The sequence below is a fragment of the Bifidobacterium sp. RTP21102st3_E2_RTP21102_210122 genome (genome assembly GCF_040916945.1).
GTDB lineage: Bacteria > Actinomycetota > Actinomycetes > Actinomycetales > Bifidobacteriaceae > Bifidobacterium > Bifidobacterium longum.
In genome coordinates this window covers 174,233-184,337 of sequence record NZ_JBCPAN010000006.1, presented here as the reverse complement: position 1 = coordinate 184,337, position 10,105 = coordinate 174,233, and the positions used below count along the sequence as shown (strand labels likewise).

Sequence of the window (10,105 nt, the reverse complement as noted above, 5' to 3'; positions counted from 1 at the left end):
CCGAACCCGGAAGCTAAGGCCTGGCACGGCGATGGTACTGCACCCGACAGGGTGTGGGAGAGTAGCACGCCGCCGCATCACACGTACAGGAAGCCCCTTGGAGCACACGCCCCAAGGGGCTTTCGCATACCCGAAACACTCACGACCCAAACCCACACACCCCCACAAAAACACCCGGGGCTTCTCGCACTCATGAGACCCACGTCCGGGACCATTCCCGGCCGGCCCCGCCGTCGGGGCCGAAGAGAGACGGCGCGGCGCGTTCCCATTTCCGCAGGAAATCCGGAAAACAGCACGTCCGTGACCGTGGAATCCCGACGCCCGGGCCTCCTCCCCCCGGTCTGCTGTGCGGACGGCTCCCCCCCCCCTGAGGGGAGCCAGAAACTGGCTTGGTTATGGGGTCGCTCTACACTGGCTTCTGCTATGCATTACTTCACCCCTAAACGTTGCGCCACGTCGAATAAAATCATGTATCACGATAAGGCGCAGGTTCAGCGTGCCGCTGATCAAAGCCTAATCGAGCGCGGAGTTGAGCTATGGGTGTACCGTTGCGAATTTTGCGGATGCTGGCATCTCACGCATCGCGATCCGCAATCCAGTTACCGGCATGTACCGCTGAACCAGCAACTCAAGCCACACAGTCGTAAAAAGGGCTACAAGCCACGTAGACGTTAGCGTCAGAAGCTCCACAGGCCTCGCCAACGCCGTGTCTGAGACAGGTTACGGTCCAAACACGTCAGGTCGTAGGCTGCTAAGCGTTCAGGGCGCTCGGACACACTTCGTCCAACACTTACATCACCTTGGTGTTTTCAAGGTTGCGGATAACCCAATCGTTGAAGCGAATTACCGGCTTGCGCAACATAAGTCCCAACAGCAATGAGGGGACAAGGAACAGTGCCAGTTTGCCCATGGAAACCCAGTATTCCATGCCGAATGAGCCTGCCATGGCCGAATGCATCGCATCCACCGCATAGGGGAACAGTAGCCATTTAGAAACGACCTGGAAGAACGTCGGCAGTGTTTCAATGGGGAATGTGCCGCCGGAACCGGCTACCTGCATAACCAGCAGTACTACGGCAATGGCTTTGCCGATATCACCGAACGACAGGGTCAGCGTATACACAATATTCGAGAACACCAGTGCAGACAACCACCCGACCATCAAGAACTGAATCGGATGCTCACACTGCACGCCGAGATAGAACATATCGCCCAGGCACACCAGCGTACCTTGCAGCAAAGCAAGGAAACCGAAAATCATGTATCGGCCGAAATATTCGTGGTGCAAGCGTAAACCGAACTGCCGCGCATTGCCGGGAGCCTCGGCACGCGGCTTCTTCAGCACATCCAACGCGGCGGCCGGTCCGGCAATCCGCCCGGCAATCATGGCCTCGCGAAGACCCACTTCCGAACCGAGCGGCAGATCATTGCCCAACCCTAAGATACGAGCCTTCTCATGGTCGGAAATCGATACTTTCAACATGGCGACCAGAATGATCGCACCGACCCAAATAGACAAAATCGTGTAGAACGGAGCCATCGCGGAACCATAGTTGGCAACGGGATAGAGCGCGATGCGGTCGACCGCTACGGGTGCCGCCAGCATGGAAGCAATGGCATCGGGCTTCGCAGAGGAAATCACAGACAGGTCGATGGTGCCGCCATTGGTGATAGAGGCGAGTTGGGAAGACAAGTTGTCGAGTTTCTTCGCCGAACGGGTCAAAGCGCTAGCTGCGTCAGTCAAGGCCGACTGGATGTCCGTCAGGCTGTCTGAAACGCCGCCAGAAAGACCTGACACGCTGCTTACGGTCGATGCAAGCCCGTCGATTACGGAACTTGCCTGCGTGGTCACTTCGTCCATGGACGAGGTCAGATTGTTCAGTTGCGGTTTCAGCGTGCTCTTGTACGTGTCTGAAGCCTGAGTAATCGATTGTTTGGCGGCGGCGATTTGTGATTTCAGATCTCGACGCGCTGTATCGGCATCGGCAGTACCGTTTGCTATGTGCGTGGCCGCATCGCCCAACGCGGTGGCGGCTTGCTGCATGCTCTGCTGCGCCTTTGTGGCTTGGTCTGCAGCCGCGTTCAGTTGAGCGGCAACGGTATCTCCGCCCACGGGCAGTGAAGCCGCTTGTTTGGCGAGATCTCGTAAAGCGGCGGCATACTTTCCAAAGCTGTCGGCCTGAGCCTCCACTTTGGATTGCATATCGGTTAGCTTGTTTGATATCTGTGAGGATTGTGAGCCCACATCGGCAAAAGCGGCATCGATTTGCTTGGCAATGGTGTCGTAGGATGAACCGGCCTGCTGCAATGCCGTACCGACGCCATCGGTGGCTCCGGACAATGCCTTGTCGAGGCTGGAGACGCCGTTGCGGGTCTGTTTCAACGCCTTTTTGGTTGTGGCCGCAGCTGAGCCTGTTGATCCCAGCAGCTTATCGGTGGAATCAATGATGCTGTTGGCGGCCCCGAGCAGATTGGCATAGGAATCCATCTGCGACGCAGTGCCGGTCAAACGAGACGACATGGTGGCAATATGACTGGAGGCGTTGTTGACGTACTGCTCCATTTGCGGGCTTTGCGCGTAATCGGCCACGTTGGAAACCAAATCCAGCGCCACGCTCGCCAAGGTCTTCACAAATGTCTGGTCGATGGTCGTGGCCACGGTGGTAGCACCCTGGTCGGTGATATGCGGAGCGATCGGATTGATTTTCTCATTGAGATAGTATTCGAGCTTGGCGTGCTTGATCTTCGGTGAAAACAGCGTCATCATATCGGAGCTGAAGCTCTTTGGAATAATCAGCGCGGCATAGTATTCGCCTGAGTTCACGCCATCGATGGCCTTAGCACGATCCACAAACTGCCAGTCAAGGTCATGATTGGCCCTGAGCGTATTGGTCACGGTTTCGCCGACGTTGATGGTGATCGGCATCAGATCGGACTTATAGCCCTTATCCACGTTTGCCACGGCGACCTTCAAGGCCTTGGTGTTGCCGTACGGGTCCCAGCTGGCGGCGATGTTGTACCAGGCGTACAGTGCCGGCACAATCACCAATCCCATAGCCACGATTACGGCGATCACATTGCGGGTGGCTTGGCGCACGTCACGTACGAATATTTTCCAGATAAGCTTCATCGTGCGCCTCCTTGCCCAGACTGCCCAGACTGACCGGACTGCTCGAACTGTGCGGTGTACGCAGTCGGCTCGGCGGCCTGATCACTGAACGGTGTGAGTCGTTCAGTGGTTTCGCCGATATCCGGATTGCTGCCCATCGCCGCTTCGTGACGTCCGTGGCCGTGGAAACGCCGCCACGCATATCCGTTGAGCATCACATTGCGGAACTCGTCGGCACTCATGGCGCTGACGCCAAGCTGCATGGCGTAGGTTTCGCGTGCGTATTCAACCACAATGAGATAGGCGTCGATAAGAATAATCGACAGAATCCAGGAGGTCAGCATGGCGATTTTCTCTTGGGTGACGAACAGCAGTACCAGGAATACGAACGGGAGTACGGTCAGCAATGTCAGACCGGCAACGATCATCTTTGGATACCGTGCGAAGAACCGGTGCGCGCGATGGGCGATGATATCGCGCAGTTCCTTGCTGTCGGACACCGTGCGGAATACGGAGTTCAAGCTCACCTGTTCGTTCACCATGCTGTTGTGCTCGGTGATCATCAGGTCGGTACCTCCCAAACGATGGTCGAACAGCGCGTTCAGGTTCATCGCATACCGGCGTACGACAAGTCCCACGAAAAGCGCCGCCGGCAGATACCAGAACAGGTGCAGCATGTCGAGCCAGTAATGGTTCGCGTACAGGCCGGCGATCGGGCCGCGCATCGCGTTGATGCCGTAGGTAAAGGGCAGCCATGGGTGCAGTTCGCGGAAGAAGTTCGGCATCATTTCAATCGGATACAGGCCGGAGGCACCGGGTATCTGCACAATGACCAGAATTACGGCGATGGCTTTGCCGATATGGCGGAACGCCACGGCCAGCGCGTAAATAATGTTGATGTAGACGAACGAACAGAAGATTCCGGCCAAGATGAACAGCAGCGGATGCTCGCATTGGATGCCGAGCACCAGATCGCCAATGGTGGCGATGATGGCTTGCAGGAATCCGATGGTGACCAGCAGCAGCCAGCGGCCAAGATATGCTTGCGTAGCGGTGATACGGCGAATGCCCTCGCGGTCGACCTCAAGCTTGTAGATGGCGATTAGCACGAAACCGCCTACCCACAGTGCCAGATTCGTGTAGAACGGGGTGACTGCGGACCCGTAATTGTCGGTGGCATACACGACTTTCGTGGTCAGGGTGACGGGATTGCCCATGAAGTCGCCGAATCCCTTGTCATCCAGATGCAGCGTATCCCGGATTTTCTGGTAAGCGGCGGAACTATCGAGCGTGGCGATATCGGTGCGTACGGTGGCGACATCGCTGGCCACCTGGCGCAGCGAATCCTGCGTGCTGCTGATGGTGGTTTTTGTTTGGTTCAGGGTATCGACAAGCTGGTCGAACAGCCCGTCGGCCTGATCCAAGGTGCCGGACAACGAAGTCAACGTGCCATCCAGCGTGCCGTTCAGGGCGGCGAAACTGTTCAATGATGAGGTGAGCGACGGCATCACGGTGCCGGTCAGCGAGCCGCGCGCGGTATTCAGCGCCGCGATGCCGCCGGTGGTGGTGTTGGTCATGGCTCCGGAAAGGTTCGTGGTGGCGTCTTTGCCGGAGTTGATGAACTGTGTGGTGTCGGTATGGAAGGTGTTGAGCTGTGTCTGCTGTTTGCTGATCAATGAGTCGAGCGCATCGATTTGTTTCCAGATGTTCTGGCCGACCGGGTCGGTGGTGTCTTTGCCGATGCCGGCTTTGGTCAGCGCGTCTTTCAGATCGCTGATTGACGTTTGGGTGGCGTTCAGTGGGGCCGAAAGTGTGTTGGTGATGGTGTCGACGGAGTTCTGCGCGCTGTTGAAGGAACCGGTGATGCTGCCGGCGGCGTTGTTGACGTGGACGGCCAGTCCGGAGAGTTGTGCTGAACTGCTGTCGAGCGCGCCGACCAGTGTGGTGGAGAAGGCTTGTGACCCGGCCTGTGTTTCCGCCAACAGTGTGCCGGACTGGCGGGAGGCATTCTGCGCGGCCGCGACGGTCTGCTTGAGTGAGGCGGTGGTCTGTTTGGCGTCGGCGAGAATCGTGTCTGATTGGGCCAGCGTGTCCTGTAAGTCGGTGAGTGAATCCTGAACGGTGTTCAGCGTGGACATCACCGTATTGAGATCATCGATCGTATCGTGCTGGACTTTGCCGGTGACTTGGTCGAGATCGTCTCCCGCTTCGGAAACGGCCGAGGCAACGGTGGTGGCTACCGTGGTGACGAAGGCGGAGTTGATCTGCTCGTCGATGGTGGTGGCACCGGTGTCGGTGATTTTCGGCGCGATCGCGTTCTTCTTCTCGTTGACGTAATACTTGATTTTTGGCTGTTTGGAGGTTCCGGTCACCGATTCGACCAGGCTGGTGCTGAAATCCTTGGGCAGCACGATGGCTGCATAGTATCCGCCGGTCTCCACGCCGTGGACGGCCTGTTCCTCATTGTCTACGAAGCGCCAGCCGAGTTCGTCGTTCTGCTTGAGTTTCTTGACGACCTGCCGGCCCGCATCGAGATGGCCGACCAGATCGTTGGTGGTGCCTTGGTCTTCATTGGCTACGGCCACTTGCAGATTGCCGGTGGCTGAATAGGGATCCCAGTTGGCGAGAATGTTGAACCATGCGTACAGCGAGGGCAGCATTGCTACGCCGAGCGTCACCACAACGGCAACGGGATTGCGTAAGATACGTCTGCAATCGCGTAGAAAGACTTGCCAAACTGTCCGCATCCAGTCCCTCTTTTCCGGTTCGTAGTCATTGCGGCCACATGCAGTCTATTCCCACCACTGGTGCGAATACTGCTGGTTTGGCGGGTTTTCTTGCAAAACTGGCCGTTGGTTGTCCGCATAATGGGACTGATATGTGAACGTTTGTTGATGGTGCGACACCGGCGGGATGGTTGTGCAATTTTGCCGGTATCCGGTGATGAAATGTTGAGGTGTTGGAACTGAGTCGTCGCAGTGCTGAGACCGAGACGACTCAGTGACGAGCCTATCCGAGGCTATCTCGTTGGTTCTGGTCTCACTGATCCAGACGGAAGCCCTGAGCGGCGGCCTTGTCGAGCAGTGTCTGATGGCTGACATCCTGCCGACTGATCGTGGCGACCTGATCGCTGAAAGCGTCCACCGGACGGTCGGCTTGGCGCAGATCGTAGTACCGGTGAACTTCCTCGTCGAAGGCGGGCAGCTGGTCGAGTACGCCATCGGCGTCAGCCGGGTAGGTGTTCTCGAAGAACTGCATCGTGCGCGGCATGCGCGGCTTGACGGTCGGGTTCTGATCGGGCTTGCCGATGGCCAGACCCAGCACCGGATACGTGTATTCCGGCAGATTCAGCACGTCGATAAGGCCGGGGATGTTGTTGAGCAGAGAGCCGAGAATCACGCAGCCCAGTCCCAGCGAATAGGCGGCGGTCTCCATGGCGTGCAGGGCCAGCACGGCGTCGTTCTGAGCTTGGGTGAAGCGATAGCTGTACTTGAGATGGAATTCGTCGGAAGCGGGATCGATACCCTTGCGTTCGGCGATGCGTGCGTTGCGGTGCTCGTCGATGACGAACACGTACAGCAACGGCGCGGTGGCGATATACGGCTGATGGCCGAATTCGGCGAGCTTGGCTTTGGTGGCCGGGTCGGTGATACGGATGGCGGACCAGTCGTTAAGGAACTGGCTGGACGCGGCATGTTGGGCGACGGTTTCGAGCGTGGCGCGGGTATCGTCGTCGATGGCCTCGTCCTTGAACTTACGGATGGAGCGGCGGCCCAGAAGAGCCTCGATTGTTGCGTTGGTAACCATGGCTTTATTGTCGCACGGCAGACGCCGGACGTCACGGTGGATTACCTCACAGTGAAATGCCGATATTGTGTGGCGGAACTGTGCTGGACTGATGGTTCCTGTCGATTGACTGATGGTTCCTTGACGAAATTCCAGCGATGAGTCATCAGTCAGCCAACAGAAACCATCATCCAACCGGGGGATTAGCGGCTGGGCTTGCGATGGCGGTGGTCGACGAACGCCTTGGAGCCCCGATCCGACAGCTGCGAAACCACTGCGCCGAGTGCGGCCGAAACGGCGGCGAATGCCAGACTCATTGCCAGACTTTGCGGCGCGTCTGCCGCCAGTCCCTTGCGCAGATTGCGTTTGCTTGTGCCCTTGTCCCATATCATCTGGAATGCTTTGCCGGCAACCAAGCCTGCCAGCGCTGGGACTGCCGACTTGATGAGCTTGTCGCCCAGAGAATCAGGGTCGTTGAGCCGGTCCTCGCGCAGCCTGTTGACCTTCTCGTCGATGCGGTGCAGGCTGTCGACCGCGCGGTCGGCGCTGGAGGGGAAGTCGGTGTTCGTTTCGTCGCTCATGACTCTCAGTCTAATAGCATCTCAATCATCTCAGCGCAAAAGATGGGCGTTAATGGTGGAGTCATGAACGAGCGCAGACTAGAGTGGAGGCATGAGCGAACAGAACGTGAACGGCACCGTTGCCGTCGAGAACTCTCGTGGCGGCAATGGATTTTTGGTGTTGCTGCGCCACGGCCAGACCGTGTGGAGCGAATCCGGGCAGCATACCGGGCGCACGGACATCCCGTTGACCGCGGTCGGCGAGCAGCAGGCAGCGGATGCCGGAAGGCGCCTGCGCGAGGCCTTCCCCGAAGGATTCAGCCAGAGCTGTGTGTTTTCCAGTCCGCTGAAGCGGGCGTGCCAAACCGCTGAATTGGCTGGTTTTGCGGACCACGGTGTGTTGGACGGCATCGCTGAATGGGATTACGGCCGAGCCGAGGGGCGTACGCGCCAGCAGGTGAGTGAGGCCAGCGGTTTTGAATGGGATGTGTGGCGTGACGGGCCGCGCTCGCTGACGCCCACGCTGGAGGGCGACTGGGTCGAGACCTTGCCTTCGGGCGAACAGGTGCCGGTCCATGCCGGGCCTGGCGAGACGCTGGAAGAAGCGGCGGCACGCGCCAAGAGCGCCATCGACGAGATTACGCCGCTGCTGAAAGACGGCCATAATGTGCTGTTGGTGGCTCATGCGCACATCCTGCGCATCCTCACCTCGCAATGGCTGGGCGTGGACCCGCATTTCGCACGGTTGCTGCGTTTGGATACGGCGCACTACTCGGTGCTCAGCGTCTATAAGGGAGATAACGTCATCGAACGGTGGAACGCCTAGCCCCGGTTGCGCTGCGATTGCGCTGGCCTGCCCGCTACTGCGGGCGGGCCTTTATTGTTTGTGGCGGGAATTGCGGTATGTCGATAAATGATTTGCAAACGATAGCGTCGGCGTGTTGTTTTTTTTTGATGGGTATAAGTGGCAATCGATTGCCATGAAAGATATGTTAGCGCTCTCATGATTGCGAACGCTTGCATTGCGATAATGAGGCAAAAATGACTGAATTAATGGGATATTTGTTGACAATGGCCTGAAAATGATGATTTATGACGCGCTGATATTGCTATCGTTTGCAAAAAGAAGCAAACCGTTGCACAATAGTGCATGTCGATAGTCGTAAAGGTGCGTGCTAGCGTACCTGTCCTGACCGGGGACGGCCGGGTCGACGATGAAAGAGAAAGGTTCGATGATGAATCGTACAGTCAAGTCAGCAGTCGCGATGGCGGCTGTCGCTGCGATGTCCCTCGGCGCTTTGGCGGCCTGCGGAAGCTCGACCTCCGGCGATGACGCCAAGGGCAAGGTCTACTACCTGAATTTCAAGCCGGAAGCGGCTGATCAGTGGACCGCTCTGGCCAAGGAATACACCAAGGAAAAGGGCGTTGAGGTCAAGGTGCAGACCGCGGCCTCCGGTACCTACGAGCAGACCCTGAAGTCCGAAATCGCCAAAACCGAAGCCCCGACCTTGTTCCAGGTGAACGGCCCGGTCGGCTACCAGAACTGGAAGAAGTACACCGCCGACATGTCCAACACGGATGTGTATAAGGAACTCACCAACCAGGACGTGGCCCTGAAAGACGGCGACAAGGTGGTCGGTGTGCCGTACGTGATGGAAACCTACGGCCTGATCTACAACAAGGACATCCTCAACAAGTACTTCGCGCTGGATGGTGCCAAAGCCACGTCCATGGACGAAATCGACAACTTCGACACCCTGAAGGCCGTGGCCGACGACATGCAGGCCCGCAAGGACGAGCTCGGCATCAAGGGCGCGTTCACCTCCGCCGGCTTCGACTCCAGCTCCGACTGGCGATTCAAGACCCATCTGGCCAACCTGCCGCTCTACTATGAGTTCAAGGACGACAACGTCACCGAGCAGCCGGCCACCATCAAGGGCACTTATCTGCCGAACTACAAGAAGATCTTCGACCTGTACATCACCGACTCCACCACCGACCCCACCCAGCTGAGCGCCAAGACCGGCGATGATGCGAACTCCGAGTTCGCGCTCGGCGAGGCCGCCTTCTACCAGAACGGCACCTGGGCTTGGACCGACCTGCAGAAGGCCGGCATGAAGGCCGAATCCGTGGGCATGATGCCAATCTACACCGGTGTCAAGGGTGAAGAGAAGCAGGGCTTGGCCACTGGTTCCGAGAACTACTGGTGCATCAACGACAAGGCCTCCGACGCCGACAAGAAGGCCACCGAGGACTTCCTCTCCTGGGTGATCACCTCCGACACCGGCAAGAAGGCCATCTCTCAGGACATGGGCTTCACCACCCCGTTCAAGACCTTCGATGACGTCAAGTTTGACAACCCGCTGACCGAAGCCGCCGTGGAAGACCAGAAGTCCGGCACGACCCAGGTTTCTTGGAACTTCACCATGATGCCGTCCGAAGAGTGGAAGAACAAGGTCGGCCAGGCACTGCTCGAGTACGCGCAGGGCACCGGCAAGTGGGATGCCGTCAAGACCGCCTTCGTGGACGGTTGGGCTTCCGAATACGAGGCTTCGCACTGAGTCTCATAGAGTCCCATAGCCGATAAGTAACAATCCGCGGCGCCCCTGCCATTTCCTTCTCCGGGGGGCGCCGCTTTGTATTGCTGAGT

7 protein-coding genes are annotated in these 10,105 nt (G+C 58.0%); 3 read left to right on the top strand and 4 right to left on the bottom strand.

Going from position 1 to position 10,105, the window contains the following annotated elements; all coding sequences use genetic code 11:
* The first annotated feature begins 423 nt into the window (after nt 1-423).
* Nucleotides 424-675 (top strand): hypothetical protein, encoded by a 252-nt coding sequence (locus AB5287_RS08410; RefSeq protein ID WP_007052974.1) that lies wholly within the window; start codon nt 424-426, stop codon nt 673-675.
* A 115-nt stretch (nt 676-790) separates the two neighbouring features.
* Here the strand turns inward: AB5287_RS08410 and AB5287_RS08405 are convergent, their stop codons facing one another.
* The 4 genes from AB5287_RS08405 to AB5287_RS08390 form a co-directional block, all read right to left on the bottom strand.
* Nucleotides 791-3,130, bottom strand: coding sequence for a YhgE/Pip domain-containing protein (locus AB5287_RS08405; protein ID WP_014485228.1), 2,340 nt, complete (start codon nt 3,128-3,130; stop codon nt 791-793).
* The gene (locus AB5287_RS08400) at nt 3,127-5,856 is read right to left on the bottom strand and encodes a YhgE/Pip family protein (RefSeq protein WP_368221041.1); all 2,730 of its coding nucleotides are present in this window, start codon (nt 5,854-5,856) and stop codon (nt 3,127-3,129) included. Before AB5287_RS08400 ends, AB5287_RS08405 begins: the two co-directional genes overlap by 4 nt.
* A gap of 292 nt (nt 5,857-6,148) precedes the next feature.
* Nucleotides 6,149-6,916 carry a nitroreductase family protein gene (locus tag AB5287_RS08395; protein ID WP_007052970.1) on the bottom strand — a complete coding sequence of 256 codons (768 nt, stop codon included), beginning with the start codon at nt 6,914-6,916 and terminating at the stop codon, nt 6,149-6,151.
* Between the two features lie 182 nt (nt 6,917-7,098).
* The gene (locus tag AB5287_RS08390; protein ID WP_007052969.1) at nt 7,099-7,476 is read right to left on the bottom strand and encodes a DUF4235 domain-containing protein; all 378 of its coding nucleotides are present in this window, start codon (nt 7,474-7,476) and stop codon (nt 7,099-7,101) included.
* A 91-nt stretch (nt 7,477-7,567) separates the two neighbouring features.
* Here AB5287_RS08390 and AB5287_RS08385 point away from each other — a divergent pair, with 91 nt between their 5' ends.
* Both AB5287_RS08385 and AB5287_RS08380 read left to right on the top strand, forming a co-directional pair.
* Nucleotides 7,568-8,281 carry a histidine phosphatase family protein gene (locus AB5287_RS08385; protein ID WP_007056137.1) on the top strand — a complete coding sequence of 238 codons (714 nt, stop codon included), beginning with the start codon at nt 7,568-7,570 and terminating at the stop codon, nt 8,279-8,281.
* A gap of 388 nt (nt 8,282-8,669) precedes the next feature.
* Nucleotides 8,670-10,016 (top strand): ABC transporter substrate-binding protein, encoded by a 1,347-nt coding sequence (locus AB5287_RS08380; protein ID WP_368221038.1) that lies wholly within the window; start codon nt 8,670-8,672, stop codon nt 10,014-10,016.
* The last annotated feature ends 89 nt before the right edge of the window (nt 10,017-10,105 follow it).

Bases quoted from the DNA above. Each gene is read 5' to 3' on its own strand.
- AB5287_RS08385 (WP_007056137.1), top strand. From the start codon at position 7,568: ATGAGCGAACAGAACGTGAACGGCACCGTTGCCGTCGAGAACTCTCGT.
- AB5287_RS08380 (WP_368221038.1), top strand. From the start codon at position 8,670: ATGAAAGAGAAAGGTTCGATGATGAATCGTACAGTCAAGTCAGCAGTC.
- AB5287_RS08405 (WP_014485228.1), bottom strand. From the start codon at position 3,130: ATGAAGCTTATCTGGAAAATATTCGTACGTGACGTGCGCCAAGCCACC.
- AB5287_RS08395 (WP_007052970.1), bottom strand. From the start codon at position 6,916: ATGGTTACCAACGCAACAATCGAGGCTCTTCTGGGCCGCCGCTCCATC.
- AB5287_RS08410 (WP_007052974.1), top strand. From the start codon at position 424: ATGCATTACTTCACCCCTAAACGTTGCGCCACGTCGAATAAAATCATG.
- AB5287_RS08390 (WP_007052969.1), bottom strand. From the start codon at position 7,476: ATGAGCGACGAAACGAACACCGACTTCCCCTCCAGCGCCGACCGCGCG.
- AB5287_RS08400 (WP_368221041.1), bottom strand. From the start codon at position 5,856: ATGCGGACAGTTTGGCAAGTCTTTCTACGCGATTGCAGACGTATCTTA.